This window comes from Pseudacidovorax sp. NFM-22, assembly GCF_021401245.1.
GTDB lineage: Bacteria > Pseudomonadota > Gammaproteobacteria > Burkholderiales > Burkholderiaceae_C > Xenophilus.
In genome coordinates this window covers 663,254-686,958 of record NZ_JACBFY010000001.1, presented here as the reverse complement: position 1 = coordinate 686,958, position 23,705 = coordinate 663,254, and the positions used below count along the sequence as shown (strand labels likewise).

Here is a 23,705-nt window from a genome sequence, read left to right as displayed (position 1 = left end):
TTGCGCGATGATCGCGCAACATCGCTGATCCAAGGAGCCGATCCATGACCATCGCCAAAGCGGACTTCATCGAGGGCCTGGCCAAGGGCCTGGCGGTGCTCGAAAGCTTCGACACCGAGCGGCAGCGCCTGAATGCGACGCTGGCCGCCCAGCGTGCCGGGCTCACCCGGGCGGCGGCGCGGCGTCACCTGCTCACGCTGGCGCACCTGGGCTACCTGGAGACCGACGGCAGCTATTTCTGGATGGCGCCGCGGGTGCTGCGCTTTTCCGGCAGCTACCTGGCCTCGTCGCGCCTGCCGCGGGCGTTGCAGCCCACGCTCAACCGGCTGTCGGCGCAGACGGGGGAGTCCTTCTCCGCCGTGGTGCTCGATGGCGAGGAGGTGGTGATCGTCGCCCGCAGCGGCAGCTATGGCGCGCCTTCGCGCGTGCTGGCCTACGGCCTGCACCTGGGGGCCCGGCTGCCGGCGCATGCCACGTCGACGGGGCAACTGCTGCTGGCGGCCATGGCGCCGGCGGCGCTGTCGGCCTGGCTCAAGGGGCGCAGCCTCGCGCGGCTCACGCCGCACACCTTGACCCGGCCGGCAGAGTTGCGCCGGCGGCTGGCGCAGATCCGCAAGGACGACCATGCGCTGGCCAGCGAGGAGCACGAGCTGGGCGTGCAGGCCCTGGCGGTGCCGTTGCGGGACATGCAGGGCCGGACCGTGGCCGCCCTGAACCTCGTCCTGTCGGGCGGGCTGCAGCCGCCCGAGGCACTGGAACGAAGCATGCTGCCCTTGCTTGCCGAGGCTGCGCGCGAACTGCGGGCGCTGCTCTGATAAAGCAAAATTGACTTTGTGTGAATTTGTTGCGCGACGCCGGTGCCGGCCGGGCCCAACATTTCGCCCATGCCTCTGTCCCTTCTCCACCGCTTGGCCAGCGCGCAGCTTCCTGTTTCCTTCACGGAGGGCGGCGACATCGACGCCATCCGCATGCTGGCGCTCGCCGGCCATGTGCAGGCGGTGATCCCCCGTCCCGTGCGGACCTTGTCCGGCCACCACCAGCCGGCAGCCACGGTGTCTGCCATCACGCCGCTGGGTCGGCAGATGATGGAGCGTTTTCCCCGCGAAGCCGAGGTGGGCTGAGGCGCGGCGGCGCCAACCCGGGCGGGCCCACCGGCATCCGCCCACGCAAGGTCGCCCCGGCCGCTGATCTTGCGCCCCTGGACGCCAGCCAATTCCTACAGCGACAGTAGACCTTTCGCCGCTTGAGGTGGGTCAACCGGACCATGGCGACTTATCATGATTGAAATTTCGGTAATTACTGAAATTTCAACATTTGCCGCTTCGCCATGACTGAATCCACGTCCGTTGATCCCGACCGGCTGCCGAGCCCGGTGTCGATGGCGGCCACGGCGCAGGCGATGGCCGCCCTGCTGTGGCTGCCGCAGGCGGCACTGCTGGCCTGGGCTGTCCAGAGGCTTGCCGACGGTGGCGGCCTGCACGGCGTGCTTGCACTGGCGGGTGGCGTGGCGGCGGTCGGGCTGCTGCGCGCGGCGTTCGATGCATGGGGCGTGCGCCGTGCCTTCGAAGATGCGCGGCAGGCGCTCGGTACGCTGAGGCGCGCGGCAACGGCGGCGCTCGCCGGCGGATCGCCGGTCGACCGCGACCGGCCGGCCTCCGGACTGGCGGCCAGCGTGCTGGCGGAGCAGGCCGAGGCCATCGTGCCCTGGCTGGCGCGTTTCCAGCCGGTGCGGCTGAGGCTCATGGTGGTACCGGTCGCCATCGCGCTGGCGGTGGGCGCCCTGTCCTGGGTGGCCGCGGCCATCCTGGTGGTGGCCGCGCCGCTGATCCCGCTGTTCATGGCGCTGGTCGGCCGCCGTGCACAGGCTGCGTCGGAAGCGCAACTGGCGCGGCAGGGCGACATGAACGCCTTCCTGCTCGACCGGCTGCGGGGCCTCTCCACCCTGCGCGCGCTGGGCGCGGTCGATCACACGGCGCTGCGGCTGAGGGCCTCGGCGCAGGATCTGCACCGCCGCACGATGGCCGTGCTGCGCATCGCTTTCCTGTCGTCGGCGGTGCTGGAGCTGTTCGCCGCGCTCGGTGTGGCCATGGTGGCGGTCTATGTGGGCTTCCATCTGCTGGGGCATCTGCAGTTCGGCAGCTGGGGCCGCACGCTGAGCCTGGGACAGGGCCTGTTCATCCTGCTGCTGGCGCCCGCCTTCTTCGAGCCGCTGCGCGAGCTGTCGGCCGTGTGGCATGACCGTGCGGCTGGCGAGGCCGCGCGCAAGGCGCTGGCGTCACTCGATGGCGCGGGGCCGAGGCTTCCCGGGCAGTCTGACCCTGCCCTGCCGGCAGAGCCGGCGCCCGCCGGTGCGCTGGGCGTGCGCGTGCGGGGGCTGCGCTTTGCCCCGGCGGGCGAGCGGCCGGTGCTCGACGCGTTCGACCTCGACGTCCGCCCCGGTGAACGCCTGGCCATCCTCGCACCCAGCGGCGGGGGCAAGACGACCCTGCTGTCGCTGCTGGCCGGGCTTGTCGCGCCGCAGGCGGGGCAGGTTTTCATCGGCGGCGTTCCCATGGACGAGGCCCATGCGCCGGGTCTGCGCCGCCGTATCGGCTGGATGGGGCAGCGGGCCCATGTGTTCGCCGGCTCCCTCGACGCCAACGTGGACCTGGGCCGGCCGGTCGCGGACGCGCAGGCCGTCGCCCGCGCCATCGACTTCGCGGGCCTCGCCGACGTGGCCGCCGGCCGTCCCGGCCAGAGCCTCGGCGAGGCCGGTGTGGGCCTGTCGGGTGGCGAGGCCGTCCGCCTCGCCCTGGCCCGCCTGGCCGTGAACGACGAAGCCGGCCTGCTGCTGGCGGACGAGCCCACCGCCCACCTCGATGCCGAGACGGCCGACCGCGTCATCAACGCGCTGCTCGCCCTGAGTCGCGGCCGGACGCTGGTGCTGGCCACCCACGACCCGCGCCTCGCTGCGTGCATGGACCGCGTGCTCCGCCTCGAACTGACGCCGCTGCGCGAAGCGGCCTGAAGCCGCGACCCACCCAGGAGCCCACGCCATGACCCGTTCCGCCACCCACGATCTCCAGGTGCTGCGCCGCCATTTCATCGGCCAGCGACGCGGGGCACTGTGGCTGGGCGCCGGGCTGGCCGTGCTCACCAGCCTGGCCGGCATCGGCCTGCTGGGCCTGTCGGGCTGGTTCATCACGGCGACGGCGCTGGCCGGCCTGCAGCTGACGACGGCGATGGTGTTCGACGTCTTCATGCCCTCGGCGGGCATCCGGCTGCTGGCCCTGGGCCGCACCGGCGCGCGCTATGCCGAGCGGCTCGTCACGCACGATGCCACGCTCGGCGTGCTGGCTGGCCTGCGCGAGCGTCTGCTGCGCGGTTGGGCGCAACCCGAGGCGGCGCAGCGCCTGCTGCTGCGTCCCGCGCGGCTGCTGCAGCGCCTGACGGCCGACATCGATGCGCTCGATGCCCTCTACCTGCGCATGGCCGTGCCGCTGGCCGTCAGCCTGGCAGCGGCGGCGATGGCCGGCGTCGTGGCTGGCTTGCACGACCTGCGGCTGGGCCTGGCCCTGGCCGCCTGGCTGCTAGTGGCCGGCTGGGGCAGTGCGTGGGTGGTCGCGCGCCGGGCCCGCCCCGTGGCGGTGCGCCGGGCGCTGGCGCTGGAGCGCCTGCGCGCCCGTGCCGTCGACCTCGTGGCGGGGCAGACCGAACTGGCCATGGCCGGCCGGCTGACGGCCCAGTGCGAGGCGCTGGCCGAGGCCGATGCACGCCTGGCCGCCACCGACCTGCGCATGGCCAGCCTGGAAGCGCGGGCCAGCTTCGCGCACGGATTGGTGCACACGGCCACCCTGGTGGGCGTGCTGCTGGCGGCCGCCTGGCTGGTGGAGCAGGGCCGCATCGGCGCGCCGGCCGCGGCGCTGCTGATGCTCATGGCGCTGGCCGCGGGCGAGCCGATGGCGGCGCTGCGCCGCGGCGCGCTGGAGTCGGGCCGCACCTGGCTGGCGGCCCGGCGGCTGGCGCCGGCCGTGGCGGCGGCGGAGGCCACACCGTCGGGCGATGCGCCGCAGGCTCGCCCTGGCGCCGCAGCCGACGGCGGCATCCATCTCGAAGGTGTCGTGGTGCGCCGAGACGGCGGGGCACGCCCCGTCCTGCAACTGCCGGCGCTGCACATCCAGCCCGGCGAGCGCGTGGCGGTCATCGGACCCAGCGGCGCCGGCAAGTCCACGCTGCTCGCGCTGGTGGCGGGTGAACGCGCCCCGGTCGCCGGCCAGGTGCAGGCACCGCGCGCCACCTGGATGACCCAGCGGCCCGAGCTCTTCCGCGACAGCCTGCGCGACAACCTCACGCTCGCCGCACCCCACGCCACCGACGCGCAGTTGGGCGCGGCGCTCGCCGATGCCGGCCTGCAGCCCGATGTCGCCCGCTTGCGCGAAGGCCTGGACACGCCCCTGGGCGAAGGCGGGCTGGGCCTGTCGGGCGGGCAGATGCGCCGCCTGTCGCTGGCCCGCCTGCTGCTGCAGGACGCACCGCTGTGGCTGCTCGACGAGCCGACGGAGGCACTCGACGCCGCCACCGCCCGCGAGGTCCTGCGCCGCCTGGACGCGCGGGCGCAGGGCCGCACGCTGCTCATCGCCACCCATCTGCGCCGCGAAGCGCGGCTCGCCGACCGCCTGCTCTGCATCGATGCCGGCGCGTTGCGCGCCGACCTGCGGCGCGGCACACCCGCCTTCGACACCGCCCTCGCCGCATTGCGCGACGACTGAGCCCATCGCATTCCCCGCATTCCGACGCCAAGCATTTCAGAAGGAGTCTCACCATGGACCTCGACATCGTCGGCCTCTCACGATTGCAGTTCGCAGTCACGGCCCTCTACCACTTTCTTTTCGTTCCGCTGACCATCGGGCTGGCGATCCTGATCGCCATCATGGAGACCGTCTACGTCATGACGGGCCGCACCATCTGGCGCGACATGACCAAGTTCTGGGGCCTGCTCTTCGGCATCAACTTCGCGATGGGCGTGGCCACCGGCATCGTCATGGAGTTCCAGTTCGGCATGAACTGGAGCTACTACAGCCACTATGTGGGCGACGTGTTCGGCGCACCGCTGGCCATCGAGGGGCTGATGGCCTTCTTCCTCGAAGCCACCTTCGTCGGCCTGTTCTTCTTCGGCTGGGAGCGGCTGTCCAAGCTCAAGCACCTGATCGTGACCTGGTGCGTGGCGCTGGGCTCCAACCTGTCGGCGCTGTGGATCCTGATCGCCAACGGCTGGATGCAGAACCCGGTGGGCGCGCAGTTCAACCCGCAGACCATGCGCATGGAGGTGACCGACTTCTTCGCCGTGCTGACCAACCCGGTGGCGCAGGCCAAGTTCGTGCACACGGTCTCGGCCGCCTACGTGGTGGCGGCGCTCTTCGTGCTGGGCATCTCGGCCTGGTACCTGCTCAAGGGCCGGCACGTGCACCTGGCCAAGCGCTCGATGACCGTCGCGGCCTCCTTCGGTCTGGCCGCCTCGCTGTCGGTGGTGGTGCTGGGCGACGAGAGCGGCTACCTCTCGACCGAGCACCAGAAGATGAAGCTGGCCGCCATCGAGGCCATGTGGAAGACCGAGCCCGCGCCCGCCGCCTTCACCGCCTTCGGCTTCCCCGACCAGGCGGCGCGCGAGACGCACTTCGCCGTGCACATTCCCTGGGTCATGGGCCTGATCGGCACGCGCTCGCTCGACACCGAGATCCCCGGCATCGACGACCTGGTCAAGCGCGCCGAGGTCAACATCCGCGAGGGTGTGGTGGCCTACGACGCGCTGCAGAAGATCCGCGCCGCCGGCGCGAGCGGCGCCGTGCCGCCCGAGGCCAAGGCCGCCTTCGAGGCCAACGGCCGGCAGCTGGGCTATGCGCTGCTGCTCAAGCGCTATGTGGACGATCCGCGCCAGGCGACGCCCGAGCAGATCGCCAAGGCCGCCTGGGACACGGTGCCGCAGGTCGCGCCGCTGTACTGGACCTTCCGCATCATGGTCGCGCTGGGCCTGTTCTTCATCGTGCTCACGGCCGCGTTCTTCTGGCTGTCGGCGCGGCGCCGGCTGGAGGCGCACCCATGGCTGTTGAAGGTGGCGCTGTGGGCCATTCCGCTGCCGTGGATCGCCGCCGAATGCGGCTGGTTCGTGGCCGAGTTCGGTCGCCAGCCCTGGATCATCGAAGGCGTGCTGCCCACGGGCGTGGCCGTCTCCAACCTGGGCGCCGGCACCGTGCTGGCCACGCTGCTGGGCTTCATCGCCATCTACAGCGTGCTGCTGGTCATCGAGATGAAGCTGATGTTCAAGGCCATCCGCAAGGGGCCGCAGGAGCATCCCGTGCCGCCGCCCGCCGCGCTGCGCGCCGAGGCCGCCCCCGAACTGGCGCTGGTGCGCTGATCACCGCAGGAGCTGCATCATGATCCTTCACGAACTGATTTCCTACGACGTCCTGCGCCTCGTCTGGTGGGCCCTTCTGGGCGTGCTGCTGGTGGGCTTTGCGCTCACCGACGGCTTCGACCTGGGCAGCGCCATGTTGCTGCCCTTCGTCGGCCGCGACGACACCGAGCGCCGCGTGGTCATCAACAGCATCGGCCCGGTGTGGGAAGGCAACCAGGTCTGGCTGATCCTGGGCGGCGGCGCCATCTTCGCCGCCTGGCCGCACATCTATGCCGTGTCCTTCTCGGGCTTCTACCTGGCCATGTTCGCCATCCTGGTGGCGCTCATCCTGCGGCCGGTGGGCTTCAAGTTCCGCAGCAAGAAGGAAGACCCGGCCTGGCGCTCGCGCTGGGACTGGGCGCTCTTCGTCGGTGGCTTCGTGCCTGCGCTGATCTTCGGCGTGGCCTTGGGCAATGTGCTGCAGGGCGTGCCCTTCCGCTTCAGCGACGACATGCGCATCTTCTACGAGGGCAGCTTCCTCGGCCTGCTCAATCCCTACGCGCTGCTGGCCGGCGTGCTGTCGGTGGCCATGCTGGCCATGCACGGCGCGGCCTGGCTGCAGCTGAAGACGGGCGGCGCCGTGGCCGAGCGGGCACGCCGCATCGGCATCGTGGCCGCGCCGCTGACGGCGGTGCTGTACGCGGCGGCCGGCCTGCTGCTGGCGCGCTTCGTGGGCGGCTACGAGATCACGAGCCCCATCAACCCGGTCGGCCCTTCGGCACCGCTGCTCAAGACGGTGGCCGTGGGGCAGGGCGCCTGGTTCGCCAACTACGCGGCGCATCCGGCGTTGTGGCTGGTGCCGGCCCTGGGCGTGGCGGGCGCGCTGCTCGCGACGCTGTGCTTCATGGCCCGGCGCGAGTTGCCGGCGCTGCTGGCCAGCGGCCTGGCCATCGCGGGCGTGATCGTCAGCGTGGGCGTGTCGATGTTCCCCTTCCTGCTGCCCTCGTCGCTCGACCCGCGGGCCAGCCTGACGGTGTGGGACGCCTCGTCCAGCCACCTCACGCTCTTCATCATGCTGGTGTGCACGCTGGTCTTCATGCCGATCATCCTGGCCTACACCAGCTGGGTGTTCTCGGTCATGCGGGGCAAGGTCGATCCCGATGCGATCCGCGAGGAACGCGGGCACGCCTACTGAGCGTGCCGGCGCTCCCTCTCAACAACACGAAGGAACAACACCATGTGGTATTTCTCCTGGCTCCTCGGCCTGCCGCTCGCGGCGGCCTTTGCCGTGCTCAACGCGATGTGGTTCGAGCTGATGGAAGACGATGCGATCCGGCACGACAAACTGGACCCGCCTGAACAGCGCCCCGTCTGAAGTCGAGCACGCGGAGTGGATGCAGCCCGGCCGGCACCGCTGGCCGGGCGTGGCTCACTGGGCCGCGGCCGGCTCCGCCATCAGCGCGCAGAAGCGCGCCATGTCCACATTGCCGCCGCTCAGGATCACGCCCACGCGCTGGCCGCGCAGCGTGTCCTTCATGGCCCGCGCCGCGGCGAAGGCCAGGCAGCCGGTGGGCTCGACCACCAGCTTCATCCGCGTGAAGAAGAAGCGCATGGCCTCGACCAGCTGCGCATCGGTGACGGTGAGGATGTCCTGGACGTCGCGGCGGATGATGGCGAAGGTGTAGGCGCCCAGGTGCTGCGTCTGCGCGCCGTCGGCGATGGTGCGCGGCGTGTCGATGTGCACGATGCGGCCGGTGCGCAGGGACTGCTGGCCGTCGTTGCCGGCCTCGGGCTCCACGCCATAGACCTTGCACTGCGGCGACAGCGCACGCGCCGCGAGCGCCGAGCCCGACAGCAGCCCGCCGCCGCCCAGGCAGACGAAGAGCGCGTCGAGCGGGCCCGTGTCCTCGATCAGCTCCTTGACCGCCGTGCCCTGGCCGGCCAGCACATCCGGGTGGTCGTAGGGCGGGATCAGCGTCATGCCGCGCTCCTCGGCCAGGCTGCGGGCCAGCTGCTCGCGGTCCTGCGTGTAGCGGTCGTAGGTGATGACCTCGCCGCCGTAGCCGCGGGTGGCGGCGATCTTGGCGGCTGGGGCGTCCTCCGGCATCAGGATGGCGGCCGGCATGCCCAGCTCGCGCGCGGCCAGCGCCACGGCCTGCGCATGGTTGCCCGAGGAGAAGGCGGCCACGCCGGCACGGCGTTGTGTCACGTCCAGCTTGGACAGCGCATTGAAGGCGCCGCGGAACTTGAAGGCGCCCATGCGCTGCAGGTTCTCGCACTTGAAGAAGACCTCGGCGCCGAACTCCTCGTCGGCCGTGCGTGAGCGCATCACGGGCGTGCGGTGGGCATGGCCGTCGAGCCGCGCGGCCGCGGCGGCCACGTCGTCGTAGGTGGGGAGGATCAGGTCGGTCATGCGCCTGAGCATGCCATGCGCCAAGGGCCGCGGACCGGAACAGTTGCGGGCCCGTCGTAGCGCAACAGCCTGCAGCTATGATTTTTCGATGCCCTGCGCCCGCCACCGACTGCATCCCCGAACATTCCCTTCGAACGGCGCGCCCCGCTGATGGCCGCCCGTTGCGTGATGGTCCTCGGCACCACCAGCGGTGCCGGCAAGAGCTGGCTGGCGACGGCGCTGTGCCGCTGGTATGCGCGGCAGGGCCTGCGGGTGGCGCCCTTCAAGGCGCAGAACATGAGCAACAACGCCCGCGTGGTGCCGGCCCGCAGTGACGCGGACCACGGCGGCGAGATCGGCAGTGCCCAGTACTTCCAGGCCCTGGCCGCGCGTGCCGTGCCTGACGTGCGCATGAACCCGCTGCTGCTCAAGCCCGAGCGCGACACCGCCAGCCAGGTGATCCTGATGGGCGAGGTGCACGAGGCGCTGACGCGCACGCCCTGGCGCGAACGCAGTGCCATGGTGTGGCCGCGCATCGCCGAGGCCTTCGACAGCCTGGCCGCCGACCACGACGTGGTGGTGCTCGAAGGCGCCGGCTCGCCCGCCGAGATCAACCTGATGGCCAGCGACATCGTCAACCTGCGCATGGCCTGCCATGCCGATGCGCGCTGCCTGCTGGTCACCGACATCGACCGTGGCGGCGCCTTCGCCCATCTCTACGGCACCTGGGCGCTGATCCCCGAGGCTGATCGTGCGCGCCTGTCGGGCTTCGTGCTCAACCGCTTCCGCGGCGACGCGTCGCTGCTGGCACCCGGGCCCGAGCAGCTGCAGGGCCTGACCGGCGTACCCACCGTCGCCACGCTGCCCATGTGGTGGCAGCACGGCCTGCCCGAGGAAGACGGCGTGTTCGACGACCGGCCCAGCGGCGACCGTTCGGCGGGTGGTCTCACGGTGGCCGTCGTCGCCTATCCGCGCATCAGCAATCTCGATGAATTCCAGCCGCTCAAGAAGGTGCCGGGACTGCGACTCGTCTGGGCGCGCACGCCCGAGGCGCTGGCGGGTGCCGACTGGATCGTGCTGCCCGGCTCCAAGGCCACCGCCAGCGACCTGGCCTGGCTGCGGGCCCAGGGCCTGGACCGCGCCATCGCCGCGCACGCCACGGCGGGCGGCCGGGTGCTGGGCATCTGCGGCGGCCTGCAGATGCTGGGCGAGGCGCTGGTCGATCCGCATGGCATCGACGGCAATGCGCCCGGCCTGGGCCTGCTGCCGCTGGTCACGGTGTTCGCGCGCGAGAAGACCGTGCGCCTGCGCCGCACCCGCTTTGAGGCCGTGAGCGGTCCGTGGTCCGCGCTGGCGCAGGTGCCGCTGGCAGGCTACGAGATCCACCATGGCCAGACCGGCGCGCATCCGCAACTGGCCGCGCAGGGCCGGCCCGTGCTGGCCGATGAGCTGGGCTGGCAGAACACCGCGGGCAATGTGCTGGGCCTCTACCTGCACGGCCTGTTCGAGGATGCCGGCGTGGTGCGCGCGCTGTTCGGCGCGCAGGTGCCCACGCTCGATGCCACCTTCGACGGATTGGCCGACTACATCGACCGACACTTCGCACCCGGCGTGCTGGCCGGGTTGATCGATCCGTGAACCGGCGGGGCAGCCTTCGCGGCACTCCTCGTTGCGCGACCCCACACTGAACCATGCGCACCCTCGCAGCCCTCGACACGCACGAGCCCCTCTCCCCTCGCGGGAGAGGGGTTGGGGAGAGGGGGCGCGGGCCTGGGCCGAGCTTGCACTGTGCAAACGCCGTCACCCCCCCTCCCCAGCCGTCTCCCCAGCCCTCTTCCGCGAGGGGAGAGGGAGCAACACCGAGTTCCGGCGGCAGCCACTGGCGGCGGTCGCCCTCCACAAAACCGACATGACCTTTTCTCCCGACTCCCTCTCGCAGGACCTCGACCTGCCCCCCGTCGCCGACCTGCACGACGCCGCCCTGGCCGAACGCCTGCAGGCGGCCATCGACAACAAGACCAAGCCCCTGGGCGCCCTCGGCCGGCTGGAGGCCCTGGCGCTGCGCCTGGGTCTGATCCTGGGCAGCGCTGCGCCCGCGCTGCAGCAGCCCCAGGTGCTGGTCTGCGCGGCAGACCATGGCCTGGCGCAGCAGGGCGTGTCGGCCTATCCGGCCGATGTGACCTGGCAGATGGTCCACAACTTCCTGGCCGGGGGTGCGGCCGTCAGCGTGCTGGCCCGTCAGCACGGGCTGGCGCTCACCGTGGTGGACTGCGGCGTACGCCAGCCCTTCGACGCGGCACCTGGACTTGTGTCGCGCCGCCTGGGCGCGGGCACGGCGGACGCCTCTCAGGGCCCCGCCATGACCCCGCAGCAATGCGCCCAGGCCCTCGCCAACGGCCGCGAGGTGGTGCGCGGCCTGCCCGGCAATGCGCTGCTGCTGGGGGAGATGGGCATCGGCAACAGCTCGGCCGCCGCGCTGCTGCTGGCGCGGCTGACGGGTGCGGACATCGACGCCTGCACCGGCCCCGGCACCGGCCTCGATGCGGCAGGACTGGCCCGCAAGCGCACCGTGCTGCGCCAGGTGCTGGCGCTGCATGCGGATGCGCAGGGGCCGCTGGCTGCGCTGTGCGCCTTCGGTGGCTTCGAGATCGCCACGCTGGTGGGCGCCGTGCTGCAGGCGGCCGAGGATCGGCGGGTGATCGTGGTCGATGGCTTCATCGCCAGTGCCGCCGTGCTGGTGGCGCAGGGCCTGCGGCCCCAGGTGGTGCAGCGCTGCGTCGCGGCCCACGGCTCGGCCGAGCCGGGACATGCGCGCCTGCTGCAGGCGCTGAACCTGCAGCCCTTGCTGGACCTGGGCCTGCGCCTGGGCGAAGGCTCGGGCGCCGCGCTGGCCTGGCCGCTGCTCGAATCGGCCTGCCGCGTCCTGGGCGAGATGGCCAGCTTCGAATCGGCCGGCGTGTCGCGCCAGTCGGAATGAGTCCCGCATGAACGGCGTGCGGCACTTCCTGCTGGCGCTGCAGTTCTTCACGCGCATCCCGGTCACGGGCCGGCTGGCGGCCTGGGTGGGCTACAGCCCGCAGATGCTGCGGGCGAGCGCCGCGCACTTTCCTGGCGTCGGCTGGGTGGTCGGGCTGATCGCTGCCGTGGTGTTCGCGCTGGGGCTCGCCGGCCTGCGGGGTCCGATGGGCGCGCTGGCTGCCGCCATGCTGGCCACGGCCGTGACGGTCTGGACCACCGGCGGCTTCCATGAGGATGGGCTGGCCGATACGGCCGATGGGCTGGGCGGTTCGTCGCAGCGCGAGCGCGCGCTGGAGATCATGAAGGACTCGCGCATCGGCAGCTTCGGCGCGCTGGCGCTGGTGCTGGCGCTGGGCCTCAAGGCGGCCCTGCTCGCCACGCTGGCGGAGCAGGGCGCGGCGGCTGCCGTGGCGTCGCTGCTGGCGGCCCATGTGCTGTCGCGGCTGGCGCCCCTGTTCATCATCCGCGCGCTGCCGCATGTGGGCGACAGCGCGACCTCCAAGTCCAAGCCTTTGGCCGACGCCTTGCCCGTTGGGGCGCTGACGGTGGGCCTGGCCTGGTCCGTGCCTGCCGCGCTGTTGCTGCTGGCCGCCCAGGGCCTGCTGCACGGGCTCGCCGCGCTGCTGCTGGGCGCAGTCGCGACGGCGTGGATGTTCCGCCTGCTGCGGCACCGGCTCGGCGGCTTCACGGGCGACGGCCTGGGGGCTACGCAGCAGCTGTGCGAACTGGCGATCTACCTGGCGCTGGCATGGCGGCCGTGGTGAACGATGCAGAGGGCGCGCTGCCCGCGCTGTGGCTGATGCGGCATGCGCGCGTGCGGGTGGCGCCGGGCCTGTGCTACGGCGTCACCGAGGTCGAGGCCGACCCGGTGGCCACGCAGGAGGCCGCGGCGCAGGCGGCGCGGCGGCTGCCGCAGGGTATGGCATTGCGCTGCTCGCCCGCCCGTCGCTGTCAGGACCTGGCGCTTGCGCTCCATGCGCTGCGTCCGGACCTGGTGCCGAGCACCGACCCCCGTCTTGCGGAGATGGATTTCGGCGCCTGGGAGGGGCGCCTGTGGTCGGACATCGGCCGGCAGGCCATGGAGGCATGGACCCGCGACTTCGGCGAGACGCCACCCGGCCTACACGGCGAGAGCGTGCACCGCTTCCTGAACCGCGTCGGCGCCGCCTGGGACGCGTGGCAGCAGGCGGGGCAGCCTGAAGTCTGGATCACCCATGCCGGTGTGATCCGTGCGGTCGATCTGATCGGCCAGGGCCGGCGACGCATCGCCGCGGCGGCGGACTGGCCGGCCACCCCCGTGGCCTTTGGTCAATGCGCCCTGTGGGCAGCGCGCTGAGCCAATGGCGTCAGCGCCCCGCCCAGAACGCCTTCTGCATCGCCACCGTCTCTGCCGCGATCTCCGGCACCGGCCCGATCAGCTCGACCGCCTTCTGGCAGTGGTCGAAGACATAGCGCGAAGGCACGCTCATCGTCGGGTTCTCGGCATGGTCGCCCGTGGCCTCGAGCAGCTGGTGCTCGGTCATGCCGAACACCACGCGGCCGATGTTGGCCCAGTAGGCGGTGCCGGCGCACATGCAGCAGGGCTCCACGGCGGTGTAGAGCGTGCAGCTCCACAGGAACTCCGGCGTGAAGTTGGTGGCCGCCACGCGCGCCAGCGTCGACTCGGCATGGTTGACCGTGTCGATGTTGCATTGCTCCAGCAGCACCGTCTCCTGGTCCGGGCCGACCAGGATCGCGCCGAAGGGATGGTGGCCCAGCGCCATGGCGCGGCGCGCGACGTCGTTGGAGCGGCGCAGGTGGCGCAGGATCTGCTCGTGCGTGGGCGCGAGGCCCTGAGGCGGATAGGTCGTCGGCGTGGTGTCGGTCATGGCAGCAGGGCTTCGAGTTCGGGCATCAGCAGGTCGGTCAGGGCCTGCGGGGCGGCCAGCTGCGGCACATGGCCGCAGGGCAGGGTGAGGCGGTGGGCGCCGGGGCTGAGCTGCTGCATGCGCGCCTGCAATGGGTGGTAGACGGACCGGTCGTCCAGACATTCCACATAGAAGCGCGGCACGCGGCCGAAGCGTTCGGCGCTCAGCCGGTTGATCATGGCGCGTCCGCTTTCGGGTTGCGGGCGCAGCAGCGCGGCGGCCTGTGCGGCGGCAGCGGGCTCGCAGTCGTGGACGAAGCAGCGCAGCGCGCCGTCGGCGGGCACGCGGCTGGCACTGCGGTCGGCGTTCCACTGCAGCCAGGGCGTGATGCCGGAGAAGTCGCGGTCGGGCTGTTCGGCATGCACCTGCCGCACCAGTTCGCCGAAGCCTACGCCCGAGGGCAGCATCATCCCGGCCAGGTAGACCAGGGCGGCCACGCGCTCGGGCAGCGCCTCGGCCACCTGCGAGGCGGTGATGCCGCCACCGCTGTGGCCCAGCACCACGGCCGGCTCGCCCAGGGCGTCGATCACGCCCGCCACATGGGCGGTGTAGCTGTCGAGGCTGGCGGGCGCATCGCCCAGCGGCGGCCAGCCGTTGCCCGGCAGGTCCACCGCATGCGGTTGCCAGCCGCGTTCGCGCAGCAGCGGCAGCCAGGCGTCGAAGGCCCAGGCGCCTTGCCAGGCGCCGTGGATGAGGACGATGTGGCGGGTCATGGCGGCGGTCGTCGGGCTGGGGGCGATGTGGACGCGGCGCGCTGGCTCGGTCGGATCTTCAAGCGGCCGGGCTACTTCGTGGCGGGCGCCGGCGTCTTCGGCTTGAAGTCGCAGTAGGCCGCCACGGCGCATTCCCAGCAGCGCGGCTTGCGTGCCACGCAGACGTAGCGGCCGTGCAGGATCAGCCAGTGGTGGGCATGTAGGCGGTATTCGGCCGGCACGCGCTTGCCCAGCTTGAGCTCCACCGCCAGCGGCGTCTTGCCCGGCGCCAGGCCGGTGCGGTTGCTGACGCGGAAGATGTGCGTGTCGACCGCGATGGTGGGCTCGCCGAAGGCCACGTTGAGCACCACGTTGGCCGTCTTGCGGCCCACGCCCGGCAGCGCCTCCAGCGCCTCGCGGCTGCGCGGCACCTCGCCGCCGTGCTGCTCCACCAGCATGCGGCAGGTCTCCATCAGGTGGCGGGCCTTGCTGCGGTACAGGCCGATGGTCTTGATGTAAACCTCCAGGCCTTCGAGGCCCAGGTCCAGAATGGCCTGCGGCGTGTTGGCCACGGGGTAGAGCTTGCGCGTGGCCTTGTTGACGCCGACGTCGGTGGCCTGGGCCGACAGCAGCACGGCGGCGAGCAGCTCGAAGGGGGTGGTGTATTCCAGCTCGGTGGCGGGCGCCGGATTGGCGGCCTGGAGCGTGGCGAAGAAGGGACCGATGTCGGCGACTTTCATGGGGCGGCGATTATGGGGCGCCGCCCCGCGGCTCGGGCGCAGGGTCAGCGCAGGAAGACCTTTTGCATGAACTGGGCCACCGGCACCTGCATGGCCGCCTGCACGCGGGGTGGCAGCTCCAGCGGGCGCATCAGCATCTTGAGGGTGGGGCCCACCTCGAGGTTCGTGCGGATCACGCGGTTCAGGTCCTGGCTGACCTTGCGCAGGTACTGCGGATCATGGCCCTGGCTGGGCGCGCGGGCGGGCGCGATGTGGCGGATGGCGCAGTCGGCATCCTCGCTCTTGAGCTCCAGCGTGCGGCGGGCCACGGTGCCGAACACGCGCATGCGGCCCAGCCGTTCCTGCGCCCGGTAGCGCCGGTAGTAGCGGTAGAAATGCTTGTAGTGGTTGACCTCGTCGGCCGCGATGCGCGTGGCCAGGTCGTGGAAGACCGGCTCGCGCGTGAAGCGGGCCAGCGCCTTGTAGTAGGTGGCGGTGCCGGTCTCGACCACGCAGCGGGCCGACATCTCCAGGCCGCGCGTGGGGGCCAGCAGCTCCACCTTGCAGTAGGTGGCGTATTCGGCCAGGAAGGCGTCGTAGGCAGGCTGCCAGTCGAAGTCGGGCCACACATGCTCGACATAGGCGCGCAGGGCGCTGCCATGCTGCAGCTCTTCGGGCTCCCACTGGCTGCGCAGCCAGCCGGCCACCTCGTCGTCGCCCTCGAAATAGTCGATCAGGTTGCGGGTGTAGAGGTCGGAGCCGCTCTCGATGAAGGAGGCCGAGCAGGCCAGGTAGAAGAGGGTGTCGTCGCCGCGCGCCTTGTCGATGTCGATGCGCGAGAAGTCGAGGTCGTCCAGGGTCCAGTGCGGTTTGGTGTGCACATCCAGCATGGGTTCTCCTTGCAGGCTTCGGCGGGCGCCGTGCCGGCGAGCCGACACACTAGGGCTTTTGCTGTTTCCTTTCAGTAGGAAATCGTGACGAACCGCCCGAGCCCGGGCTGATGATGCCCCAATTCGCTTGCCATCCAGCTGACCGCACGATGACCGATCCTCGTCCACCCATCCTGTACGTCTTCCTGATGCCCGGGTGGGCCGTCCAGCAGGCCCTGGACGGCCACCGGGCGCAGTGGTACTGGCCCAGGCCGGCCCGGCAGCCCAAGGCGCACCGGCTGCACCTGACTATGGCGGTGCTCGGCCCGCAGCCGGATGTGGCGATCGCGGACATCCGGCAGGCGCTGGCCGGCGTCGAAGGCCCGTCGCTGCACCTGCATCTCGGCGGTGCCCGCGTCTGGACGCACAACGGCGTCGCGGTGCTGCTGGCCGAGCCGCACCCGGCCCTGATGCGGCTGCATGCCGACCTGGCGGAGGTGCTGCGCCCCTGGGTTCCCCAGCCGCCGCCCTGGACGCCCCACATCACCCTGGCGCGGCGTGCCTGGGAGGCCGCAGCGCCGCAGGGCAGCGGCATCGACTGGGCGGTGGACGAATTCCTGCTGGTGCGCTCCTGGCTGCCCCCGCATCCGGTGCACCATGAGGTGCTGGCCCGCTATCCCTTGCGGGGCGAGTCGGCCATACCCCCAAACCTATAATCGAATGTTCTGCGAAATCAGGCACTTGGGCCGGCCATCGGGGCCTGCATCAGGCGCCCCCAAGCCGCGGCGCACCGCGGTACAGAGCGACCACACCACATGAGCCAGCCCACCTTCACGGTTGCGGACATCCGCAAGACCTTCCTCGACTTCTTCGAATCCAAGGGCCACACCGTGGTCGCGTCCAGCCCGCTGGTGCCGGGCAACGACCCGACGCTGATGTTCACCAACTCGGGCATGGTGCAGTTCAAGGACGTGTTCCTGGGCGAGGACAAGCGGCCCTACGTCCGCGCCGCGTCGGTGCAGGCCTGCCTGCGTGCCGGCGGCAAGCACAACGACCTGGAGAACGTGGGCTACACCGCCCGCCACCACACCTTCTTCGAGATGCTGGGCAACTGGAGCTTCGGCGACTATTTCAAGCGCGAGTCGCTGAAGTGGGGCTGGGAGTTGCTGACGCAGGTCTTCAAGCTGCCGGCCGAGAAGCTGCTGGCCACCGTCTACATCGACGACGACGAGGCCTACGACATCTGGACGAAGGAAATCGGCCTGCCGCCCGAGCGCGTGATCCGCATCGGCGACAACAAGGGCGGCAAGTACAAGTCCGACAACTTCTGGATGATGGCCGACACCGGCCCCTGCGGTCCCTGCTCGGAGATCTTCTACGACCACGGCGCGCACATCCCCGGCGGCCCCCCGGGCAGCCCCGAGGAAGACGGCGACCGCTTCATCGAGATCTGGAACCACGTGTTCATGCAGTTCGACATGAAGGAAGACGGCAGCGTGGTCAGGCTGCCCGCGCCCTGCGTGGACACCGGCATGGGCCTGGAGCGCCTGGCGGCCATCCTGCAGCACGTGCACAGCAACTACGAGATCGACCTCTTCGACGCGCTGATCAAGGCCGCCGCACGCGAGACCGGCTGCACCGACCTGGCCAACCCCTCGCTCAAGGTGATTGCCGACCACATCCGCGCCACCTCCTTCCTGGTGAGCGACGGCGTGGTGCCCAGCAACGAAGGCCGCGGCTACGTGCAGCGCCGCATCATCCGCCGCGCCATCCGCCACGGCTACAAGCTGGGCCAGAAGAAGCCCTTCTTCCACAAGCTGGTGGCCGACCTGGTCGCGCTGATGGGCGCGGCCTATCCGCGCCTGCAGGCCCAGGCCCAGCACATCACCGACACGCTCAAGGCCGAGGAAGAGCGCTTCTACGAGACGCTGGCCAACGGCATGGACATCCTGGACACGGCCCTGGCCGGCGGTCAGAAGACGCTGCCGGGCGAGGTCGCCTTCAAGCTGCACGACACCTACGGCTTCCCTCTCGACCTGACACAGGACGTCTGCCGCGAGCGCGACGTCACGGTCGACGAGGCCGGCTTCGATGCCGCCATGGAGCGCCAGAAGGCCGCAGGCCGCGCTGCCGGCAAGTTCAAGATGGAGCGCGCCGTCGAGTACGCGGGCGCCGGCAACGTCTTCACCGGCTACGAGCACCTGCAGGAGGCCGCCAAGGTGGTCGCGCTGTACCACGAGGGCGCGGCCGTGCAGCAGCTGTCCACCGGCCAGGCCGGCATCGTGGTGCTCGACACCACGCCCTTCTACGCCGAGAGCGGCGGCCAGGTCGGCGACCAGGGCCTGATCACGGCCGAGGGCGTCGTCTTCGGCGTGCAGGACACGCAGAAGATCAAGGCCGACGTGTTCGGCCACCACGGCATGCAGACGCAGGGCACGCTCAAGGTGGGCGATGCGGTGACGGCCGCCGTCGACGGCGAGCGCCGCGCCTCCACCGCCCGCAACCACAGCGTCACCCACCTGATGCACAAGGCCCTGCGCGAAGTGCTGGGCACGCACGTGCAGCAGAAGGGCTCGCTGGTCGATGCCGACAAGACCCGCTTCGACTTCGCCCACAACGCGCCCGTGACCGCCGTGCAGATCGCCGAGATCGAGCAGCGCGTCAATGCCGAAGTGCTGGCCAATGCCGCCACGCAAGCCCGCGTGCTGCCGCTGGAAGAAGCGCAGAAGACCGGCGCCATGATGCTGTTCGGCGAGAAGTACGGCGAGACCGTGCGCGTGCTGGACATCGGCAGCAGTCGCGAGCTGTGCGGCGGCACCCATGTGCAGCGCACCGGCGACATCGGCCTGTTCAAGATCGTCAGCGAATCGGGCGTGGCCGCCGGCGTGCGCCGCGTCGAGGCCGTCACCGGCCTGAATGCGCTGGCCTACCTGCAGGGCCTGGAAGGCACCGTGCAGAGCGTGGCCGCCACGCTCAAGACGCCCGCCACCGAGGTGCAGCCGCGCCTGGCGCAGGTGCTCGACCAGGTGCGTGCGCTCGAGAAGGAGATCGGTTCGCTCAAGGGCAAGCTGGCCTCCAGCCAGGGCGACGAACTGGCCGGCTCGGCGGTGGACGTCAAGGGCGTGAAGGTGCTGGCCGCCAAGCTCGACGGTGCCGACGCCAAGACGCTGCGCGACACCATGGACCAGCTCAAGAACAAGCTCAAGAGCGCCATCGTGGTACTGGCCGCCGTCGACGGCGCCAAGGTGCAGATCGCCGCGGGTGTCACCGCCGACCTGACGGCCAAGGCCAAGGCCGGCGAGCTGGTCAACTTCGTCGCCCAGCAGGTGGGCGGCAAGGGCGGCGGCAAGCCCGACATGGCCATGGCCGGCGGCACCGATGCCGCGGCCGTGCCGAAGGCACTGGCCTCGGTGCAGGGCTGGGTGGCGGAGCGGGTCTGATCCGCGGCCGCGCCGGCGCAGCCGCATTGCTCGCTCAAGCTCAATGAACGTGCCGCTCGCTTCCCATCCGCCCGTGCCGGGCGAGGTGCTGGTCATGGGCGCGGGCGCCGTCGGTTGCTACGTCGGCGGTTGCCTGGCTGCCGCAGGCGTACCGGTGACCTTCATCGGCCGGCCGCGCGTGATGGAGGCGCTCTCAGCCCACGGCCTCACGCTGACCGATCGCGATGGCGCACGCCGCGTCGTCGTCGCAGCCCGGTTGCGCCTGGCCGAGGCTGTTCCCGCCGATTCGCGGCCGTCGCTGGTGCTGCTCACGGTCAAGGGCGGCGCCACGGCGCAGGCGGCGGCCGAACTGGCCGCGAGCCTGCCGGCCGGCACGCCCGTGCTCTCGCTTCAGAACGGCATCGGCAACGACCGCGTGGTGCAGGCGGCCGCGCCTGCGCTGCGCGCCTTGCCGGGCATGGTGCCCTACAACATCGCCGAGCTGGCGCCCGGTGCCTACCACCGCGGCACGCCGGGCCGGCTGGCAGCACAGGAGGATGCGGCGCTGCGGGCCTGGGTGCCGGTGTTCGAGTCCGCCGGTCTGCCGCTGGACCTGCATGCCGACATGGCCGGCGTGCAGTGGGGCAAGCTGCTGCTCAACCTCAACAACCCCGTCAACGCGCTCTCGGGCCTGCCGCTGCGCGATGAGCTGCTGGACCGCGGCTACCGCCGCTGCTTCGCCGCGCTGATCGACGAAGCGCTGGCGGTGCTGCGTGCCGCTGGCATCGAACCCGCACAGATGACCGCCGTGCCGCCCGGCCGGTTGCCCGGGCTGCTGCGCCTGCCGGACTGGCTGTTCCGCCGCGTGGCGGCGCCCATGCTCAAGGTCGACGCCAAGGCCCGCTCCAGCATGGCCGACGACGTGGCGCTCGGCCGGCGGACCGAGGTCGATGCGCTGTGCGGCGCCGTGGTCCGGTTGGCCCGCGGCCACGGCCTCGATGCGCCGCGCAACGCGCGCATGGTCGCGCTGATGGATGGCGGCTGGCCCGCGCCGCCGCCGCGCCTGGGTTCAGCCGAACTGCGCCAGGCGCTGGGGCTCTGAGGGCGCTCAGCGCCGCGCGACCAGTGCGGACAGCACGGCGCGCAGCGTCGCGACGGCCGCCTGCCGTCCGGCTTCGTCGGTGGCCATCTGCGCCCGCACGATGGCGCCGTCGAAGGCCAGGGCCGCGGCATCGGCCAGCAGGCCCTGGAGTGGCCCTTCCGGCAGCAGTTGCGCGATCACCTGCGTCATCTCGGCCTTGTGCACCTGCGCCACTGCCACGGCCTCGGGCAGGGCCGGCGCCAGTTCGACCACGGTGTTGATGAAGGCGCAGCCGCGGAAGTCCGGCTGCGCGCACCATTCGTCCAGGACGTCGGCCAGCAGCAGGAGGTGTGTGCTGCCGTGCGCGGCCTCGTTGGCTCCATGGCGGCCCAGCGCGTCGATGAACCAGGCCATCCATCGCGCATGCCGGTGGTCGAGGAAGGCACGCACCAGCGCATCCTTGCTCGGAAAGTGCCGATAGAAGGTGAGCTTGGCCACGCCCGACTCGGCGATCAGCCGGTCGACACCGGTGGCGCGGATGCCATCGCGGTAGAACAGGTCGTGGGCGGTCGAGAGGATACGGTCGCGCGCAGGCAGCTCGGAATCCTGGGGGGCAGGGGAGGGCATGCCGCCATTGTAGACAGGTCTGTCTACATGCAGTATCGTGCGACCGTCCTGGTAGACAGGTCTGTCTACTGCGGCCACCTTCCATCCTTGACGCCACAGGAGCCTGACTCTGATGACCGACACCCGCCCACCCCTGCCGCCCTTCACGCTCGAATCCGCCACCCAGAAGGTGCGCGGCGCCGAGGACGCCTGGAACTCCCGCGACCCGGACCGGGTGGCCCAGGTCTACACCGAGGACACCGTCTGGCGCAACCGCACCGAGTTCCCGGTCGGCCGCGAGGCCGCGCGCGCCTTCCTGCAGCGCAAGTGGGCGCGCGAGTTGGACTACCGGCTGATCAAGGGCCTCTGGGCCTTCGGCGGCAACCGCATCGCCGTGCGCTTTGCCTACGAATGGCGCGACGACTCGGGCCACTGGTTCCGCAGCTACGGCAACGAGAACTGGGAGTTCAACGAACAGGGCCTGATGCAACGCCGCTTCGCCAGCATCAACGACCTGCCGATCGCCGAGAGCGACCGGCGCTTCCACTGGCCGCTGGGGCGCCGGCCCGACGACCATCCGGGGCTGGAAGCGCTCGGCCTCTGAGATGCACGCCGTGCACCTTGCAGGCACGGCGGTTGCATGCGGATGGTGCATGGCTGTGCACGATCCTGGCGCCTTCGCGGGCGCGTTCTCTCCGATGGACCTGGGCGACGGGGTGCCCTGGCACCGGCGCCTGGGCCTGCTGCTGGAGTCCACCGGCGAGGGCATCTTCGGCATCGACCTGGACGGCCACTGCATGTTCATCAACCGGGCCGGCGCCGAGCTGCTGGGCCATGACGCCGCCGAGGTGCTGGGCCGCAACATGCATGAGCTCACGCACCATTCGCACCCCGACGGCTCGGTCTATGCCGACACCGATTGCCCGATCTTCAACGCCTTCCGCCGCGGCCTGCCGTGCCGCATCGACAGCGAGGTGTTCTGGCGCCGCGACGGCAGCTGCTTCGCGGTCGAATACTCCAGCTATCCCATCGTGGACGGCGACACGGTGCGCGGCGCCGTCATCACCTTCGTGGACATCACCGAGCGAAAGCGTGCCGCGCAGGCCATGCGCGAATCGCGCGACGAGCTGGAGCGTCGCGTGGCCGAGCGCACGGCCGAGCTGAGCGCCGCGCTCAGCCAGGTACGCGCGCTGTCCGCCTGGATGGACTCGGTGCGCGAGGAGGAGCGCACGCGCATTGCGCGCGAGGTGCACGACGAACTCGGCAGCCTGCTGGTGGCCATGAAGATGGATGTCGACTGGGTCAACCGCCGCCTGGGCGAGCAGAAGGCGCGCGAGCCCGCCGAGGCCGAGGCCATGCGCCTGCAACTGCGCGCCAAGTGCGACAACATGAGCCAGCTCATCGAGCGGGCCGTGGACAACGTGGGCCGCATCATCACCGACCTGCGGCCCAGCATCCTCGACCACCAGGGCCTGTGGGCGGCGCTCGAGTGGCAGGCCAACGAGTTCGTGCAGTCGACCGAGCTGGCCCTGGGCTGGCGCATGGCCATCGACGATGCGCCGGAGCTGCCCGATCCCACGGCGACGGCCGTGTTCCGCATCTTCCAGGAGATGCTCAGCAACGTCGTGCGCCATGCCCGCGCCAGCCGGGTCGACATCGACATCCGCATCGTCGGCGGCAGCCTGCACCTGATGGTGAGCGACGACGGCGTCGGTGCGCCCGCGCAGGCCTTCCACGCGCCGGGCTCCTACGGCATCCGCGGCATGCGGGAGCGCGCCCTGCATTTCGGCGGCACGGTGGACGTGCACAGCACGGTGGGGCAGGGCACCACGCTGCACCTTCGCATGCCGGCGCCATGACGCCAACTACCCCGACGACCGCTTCCCGCCCCGCCGCCGTGCGTGTGCTGATCGGCGACGACCACCGCATCGTGCGCGAAGGCCTGCGCCAGGTGCTGGGCGACCCGGCCAACGGCGCGCCCGAGATCGTGGTCGCCGCCGAGGCCGTGACCGGGCCCGAGGTGCTGGCGCAGGTGGCCGCCCTGGGCGGCCGCGCCGGCATCGACCTGGTGCTGCTGGACATCGCGTTGCCCGACCGGGACGGGCTGGACGTGCTGCAGGCCCTGCGCGCCGACTGGCCCACGCTGCCGGTGGTGATGATCTCCACCTACCCGGAGCGGCAGTACGCCGTGCGCTGCATCCGCCTGGGCGCGGCCGGCTACCTCAACAAGAGCGCCGATGCGGACGAGATGGTGGCGGCGGTGCGCAAGGCGGCGGCCGGTGGCATCCACGTGACCGCGGCCACGGCCGAGGCGCTCGCGGCCGCCGTGGGCCGCGGGGGCGCCGCCACCGAGGCGCTGTCGCACCGCGAGCACCAGGTCTTCCGCCTGCTCACGACGGGGCACAGCGTGAGCGAGATTGGTGCGCGCCTGGGCCTGGCCCCCAACACGGTCAGCACCTACCGGGCGCGCGTGCTCGAGAAGACCGGCACCAAGAACGACGTCGAGCTGGCGCTCTACGCCGAAAGGCTGGCCCAGGGCGGCACCCGGCCCTGATTCCGGCTGCCCGTGTAGTGGCAGCCCTACAGGGGCTCGACGGTGCGGGCGCGATTTTTCGAGGGCGCATCGGTGTTG

Annotated in this window: 23 protein-coding genes; 17 read left to right on the top strand and 6 right to left on the bottom strand. The window is 71.2% G+C overall.

The annotated features are described in order from the left end of the window. Positions 1-44 precede the first annotated feature (44 nt). From L0984_RS03045 to cydX, 7 genes are all read left to right on the top strand, one after another. Positions 45-815 (top strand): IclR family transcriptional regulator domain-containing protein, encoded by a 771-nt coding sequence (locus L0984_RS03045; RefSeq protein ID WP_017758064.1) that lies wholly within the window; start codon positions 45-47, stop codon positions 813-815. Between the two features lie 69 nt (positions 816-884). After that, the gene (locus tag L0984_RS03040; RefSeq protein ID WP_234192278.1) at positions 885-1,121 is read left to right on the top strand and encodes a hypothetical protein; all 237 of its coding nucleotides are present in this window, start codon (positions 885-887) and stop codon (positions 1,119-1,121) included. 206 nt (positions 1,122-1,327) lie between these two features. After that, entirely contained in the window at positions 1,328-3,007 is a 1,680-nt protein-coding gene (cydD, locus tag L0984_RS03035) for a thiol reductant ABC exporter subunit CydD (protein ID WP_370645876.1), read from the top strand. 28 nt (positions 3,008-3,035) lie between these two features. Then, a complete protein-coding gene (cydC, locus tag L0984_RS03030; protein WP_234192277.1) occupies positions 3,036-4,748 on the top strand; it encodes a thiol reductant ABC exporter subunit CydC in 1,713 nt (570 codons plus the stop codon). Between the two features lie 53 nt (positions 4,749-4,801). After that, positions 4,802-6,391, top strand: a complete 1,590-nt coding sequence (locus L0984_RS03025) for a cytochrome ubiquinol oxidase subunit I (RefSeq protein WP_234192276.1) — start codon at positions 4,802-4,804, stop codon at positions 6,389-6,391. A gap of 19 nt (positions 6,392-6,410) precedes the next feature. Beyond that, complete coding sequence (gene cydB, locus L0984_RS03020) at positions 6,411-7,565, top strand: cytochrome d ubiquinol oxidase subunit II (RefSeq protein WP_234192275.1); 1,155 nt, start codon at positions 6,411-6,413, stop codon at positions 7,563-7,565. Positions 7,566-7,607: 42 nt separating this feature from the next. Further along, positions 7,608-7,745, top strand: a complete 138-nt coding sequence (gene cydX / locus L0984_RS03015) for a cytochrome bd-I oxidase subunit CydX (protein ID WP_234192274.1) — start codon at positions 7,608-7,610, stop codon at positions 7,743-7,745. A gap of 54 nt (positions 7,746-7,799) precedes the next feature. Here the strand turns inward: cydX and L0984_RS03010 are convergent, their stop codons facing one another. Beyond that, a complete protein-coding gene (locus L0984_RS03010) occupies positions 7,800-8,783 on the bottom strand; it encodes a threo-3-hydroxy-L-aspartate ammonia-lyase (protein ID WP_234192273.1) in 984 nt (327 codons plus the stop codon). 150 nt (positions 8,784-8,933) lie between these two features. Between L0984_RS03010 and L0984_RS03005 the strand changes: the two genes are divergently transcribed. The 4 genes from L0984_RS03005 to L0984_RS02990 all read left to right on the top strand — a co-directional run bounded on the left by L0984_RS03005 (position 8,934) and on the right by L0984_RS02990 (position 13,116). Next, positions 8,934-10,400 carry a cobyric acid synthase gene (locus L0984_RS03005; protein WP_234192272.1) on the top strand — a complete coding sequence of 489 codons (1,467 nt, stop codon included), beginning with the start codon at positions 8,934-8,936 and terminating at the stop codon, positions 10,398-10,400. 271 nt (positions 10,401-10,671) lie between these two features. Then, positions 10,672-11,739 carry a nicotinate-nucleotide--dimethylbenzimidazole phosphoribosyltransferase gene (cobT, locus tag L0984_RS03000; protein ID WP_234192271.1) on the top strand — a complete coding sequence of 356 codons (1,068 nt, stop codon included), beginning with the start codon at positions 10,672-10,674 and terminating at the stop codon, positions 11,737-11,739. Between the two features lie 7 nt (positions 11,740-11,746). Next, complete coding sequence (locus L0984_RS02995; protein WP_234192270.1) at positions 11,747-12,544, top strand: adenosylcobinamide-GDP ribazoletransferase; 798 nt, start codon at positions 11,747-11,749, stop codon at positions 12,542-12,544. Beyond that, positions 12,529-13,116 (top strand): histidine phosphatase family protein, encoded by a 588-nt coding sequence (locus L0984_RS02990; protein ID WP_234192269.1) that lies wholly within the window; start codon positions 12,529-12,531, stop codon positions 13,114-13,116. The genes L0984_RS02995 and L0984_RS02990 overlap by 16 nt, the downstream gene beginning before the upstream one ends. A gap of 10 nt (positions 13,117-13,126) precedes the next feature. Here L0984_RS02990 and L0984_RS02985 read toward each other — a convergent pair whose 3' ends face one another. The 4 genes from L0984_RS02985 to L0984_RS02970 form a co-directional block, all read right to left on the bottom strand. Beyond that, positions 13,127-13,648 carry a nucleoside deaminase gene (locus tag L0984_RS02985; protein WP_234192268.1) on the bottom strand — a complete coding sequence of 174 codons (522 nt, stop codon included), beginning with the start codon at positions 13,646-13,648 and terminating at the stop codon, positions 13,127-13,129. Next, positions 13,645-14,400 (bottom strand): alpha/beta fold hydrolase, encoded by a 756-nt coding sequence (locus L0984_RS02980; RefSeq protein WP_234192267.1) that lies wholly within the window; start codon positions 14,398-14,400, stop codon positions 13,645-13,647. Before L0984_RS02980 ends, L0984_RS02985 begins: the two co-directional genes overlap by 4 nt. A gap of 71 nt (positions 14,401-14,471) precedes the next feature. Then, on the bottom strand, positions 14,472-15,119 hold the full coding sequence (gene nth / locus L0984_RS02975; RefSeq protein ID WP_234192266.1) for an endonuclease III: 648 nt from the start codon (positions 15,117-15,119) through the stop codon (positions 14,472-14,474). 44 nt (positions 15,120-15,163) lie between these two features. Continuing rightward, positions 15,164-15,988, bottom strand: coding sequence for a ferritin-like domain-containing protein (locus tag L0984_RS02970; protein ID WP_234192265.1), 825 nt, complete (start codon positions 15,986-15,988; stop codon positions 15,164-15,166). Between the two features lie 149 nt (positions 15,989-16,137). On the opposite strand from L0984_RS02970, the gene L0984_RS02965 reads away from it, so the two are divergent. The 3 genes from L0984_RS02965 to L0984_RS02955 all read left to right on the top strand — a co-directional run bounded on the left by L0984_RS02965 (position 16,138) and on the right by L0984_RS02955 (position 20,488). Beyond that, positions 16,138-16,683, top strand: coding sequence for a 2'-5' RNA ligase family protein (locus tag L0984_RS02965; RefSeq protein ID WP_234192264.1), 546 nt, complete (start codon positions 16,138-16,140; stop codon positions 16,681-16,683). 99 nt (positions 16,684-16,782) lie between these two features. Beyond that, complete coding sequence (gene alaS / locus L0984_RS02960) at positions 16,783-19,407, top strand: alanine--tRNA ligase (protein WP_234192263.1); 2,625 nt, start codon at positions 16,783-16,785, stop codon at positions 19,405-19,407. Positions 19,408-19,450: 43 nt separating this feature from the next. Beyond that, entirely contained in the window at positions 19,451-20,488 is a 1,038-nt protein-coding gene (locus L0984_RS02955) for a 2-dehydropantoate 2-reductase (RefSeq protein ID WP_234192262.1), read from the top strand. Positions 20,489-20,494: 6 nt separating this feature from the next. Here the strand turns inward: L0984_RS02955 and L0984_RS02950 are convergent, their stop codons facing one another. After that, positions 20,495-21,094: a TetR/AcrR family transcriptional regulator gene (locus L0984_RS02950; RefSeq protein ID WP_234192261.1), complete on the bottom strand. Its 600-nt coding sequence runs from the start codon at positions 21,092-21,094 to the stop codon at positions 20,495-20,497. Positions 21,095-21,206: 112 nt separating this feature from the next. Here L0984_RS02950 and L0984_RS02945 point away from each other — a divergent pair, with 112 nt between their 5' ends. The 3 genes from L0984_RS02945 (at position 21,207) to L0984_RS02935 (ending at position 23,627) form a co-directional block, all read left to right on the top strand. Then, on the top strand, positions 21,207-21,677 hold the full coding sequence (locus L0984_RS02945; protein WP_234192260.1) for a nuclear transport factor 2 family protein: 471 nt from the start codon (positions 21,207-21,209) through the stop codon (positions 21,675-21,677). Positions 21,678-21,771: 94 nt separating this feature from the next. Next, positions 21,772-22,932, top strand: coding sequence for a sensor histidine kinase (locus L0984_RS02940; RefSeq protein ID WP_234192768.1), 1,161 nt, complete (start codon positions 21,772-21,774; stop codon positions 22,930-22,932). Then, positions 22,929-23,627 carry a response regulator transcription factor gene (locus tag L0984_RS02935; RefSeq protein ID WP_234192259.1) on the top strand — a complete coding sequence of 233 codons (699 nt, stop codon included), beginning with the start codon at positions 22,929-22,931 and terminating at the stop codon, positions 23,625-23,627. Before L0984_RS02940 ends, L0984_RS02935 begins: the two co-directional genes overlap by 4 nt. The last annotated feature ends 78 nt before the right edge of the window (positions 23,628-23,705 follow it).

What these genes read in the sequence shown, in the direction of transcription:
- L0984_RS03045 (WP_017758064.1), top strand. Translation starts at nt 45, where the DNA reads ATGACCATCGCCAAAGCGGACTTCATCGAGGGCCTGGCCAAGGGCCTG.
- L0984_RS03040 (WP_234192278.1), top strand. Translation starts at nt 885, where the DNA reads ATGCCTCTGTCCCTTCTCCACCGCTTGGCCAGCGCGCAGCTTCCTGTT.
- cydD (WP_370645876.1), top strand. Translation starts at nt 1,328, where the DNA reads ATGACTGAATCCACGTCCGTTGATCCCGACCGGCTGCCGAGCCCGGTG.
- cydC (WP_234192277.1), top strand. Translation starts at nt 3,036, where the DNA reads ATGACCCGTTCCGCCACCCACGATCTCCAGGTGCTGCGCCGCCATTTC.
- L0984_RS03025 (WP_234192276.1), top strand. Translation starts at nt 4,802, where the DNA reads ATGGACCTCGACATCGTCGGCCTCTCACGATTGCAGTTCGCAGTCACG.
- cydB (WP_234192275.1), top strand. Translation starts at nt 6,411, where the DNA reads ATGATCCTTCACGAACTGATTTCCTACGACGTCCTGCGCCTCGTCTGG.
- cydX (WP_234192274.1), top strand. Translation starts at nt 7,608, where the DNA reads ATGTGGTATTTCTCCTGGCTCCTCGGCCTGCCGCTCGCGGCGGCCTTT.
- L0984_RS03010 (WP_234192273.1), bottom strand. Translation starts at nt 8,783, where the DNA reads ATGACCGACCTGATCCTCCCCACCTACGACGACGTGGCCGCCGCGGCC.
- L0984_RS03005 (WP_234192272.1), top strand. Translation starts at nt 8,934, where the DNA reads ATGGCCGCCCGTTGCGTGATGGTCCTCGGCACCACCAGCGGTGCCGGC.
- cobT (WP_234192271.1), top strand. Translation starts at nt 10,672, where the DNA reads ATGACCTTTTCTCCCGACTCCCTCTCGCAGGACCTCGACCTGCCCCCC.
- L0984_RS02995 (WP_234192270.1), top strand. Translation starts at nt 11,747, where the DNA reads ATGAACGGCGTGCGGCACTTCCTGCTGGCGCTGCAGTTCTTCACGCGC.
- L0984_RS02990 (WP_234192269.1), top strand. Translation starts at nt 12,529, where the DNA reads ATGGCGGCCGTGGTGAACGATGCAGAGGGCGCGCTGCCCGCGCTGTGG.
- L0984_RS02985 (WP_234192268.1), bottom strand. Translation starts at nt 13,648, where the DNA reads ATGACCGACACCACGCCGACGACCTATCCGCCTCAGGGCCTCGCGCCC.
- L0984_RS02980 (WP_234192267.1), bottom strand. Translation starts at nt 14,400, where the DNA reads ATGACCCGCCACATCGTCCTCATCCACGGCGCCTGGCAAGGCGCCTGG.
- nth (WP_234192266.1), bottom strand. Translation starts at nt 15,119, where the DNA reads ATGAAAGTCGCCGACATCGGTCCCTTCTTCGCCACGCTCCAGGCCGCC.
- L0984_RS02970 (WP_234192265.1), bottom strand. Translation starts at nt 15,988, where the DNA reads ATGCTGGATGTGCACACCAAACCGCACTGGACCCTGGACGACCTCGAC.
- L0984_RS02965 (WP_234192264.1), top strand. Translation starts at nt 16,138, where the DNA reads ATGACCGATCCTCGTCCACCCATCCTGTACGTCTTCCTGATGCCCGGG.
- alaS (WP_234192263.1), top strand. Translation starts at nt 16,783, where the DNA reads ATGAGCCAGCCCACCTTCACGGTTGCGGACATCCGCAAGACCTTCCTC.
- L0984_RS02955 (WP_234192262.1), top strand. Translation starts at nt 19,451, where the DNA reads ATGAACGTGCCGCTCGCTTCCCATCCGCCCGTGCCGGGCGAGGTGCTG.
- L0984_RS02950 (WP_234192261.1), bottom strand. Translation starts at nt 21,094, where the DNA reads ATGCCCTCCCCTGCCCCCCAGGATTCCGAGCTGCCTGCGCGCGACCGT.
- L0984_RS02945 (WP_234192260.1), top strand. Translation starts at nt 21,207, where the DNA reads ATGACCGACACCCGCCCACCCCTGCCGCCCTTCACGCTCGAATCCGCC.
- L0984_RS02940 (WP_234192768.1), top strand. Translation starts at nt 21,772, where the DNA reads ATGGACCTGGGCGACGGGGTGCCCTGGCACCGGCGCCTGGGCCTGCTG.
- L0984_RS02935 (WP_234192259.1), top strand. Translation starts at nt 22,929, where the DNA reads ATGACGCCAACTACCCCGACGACCGCTTCCCGCCCCGCCGCCGTGCGT.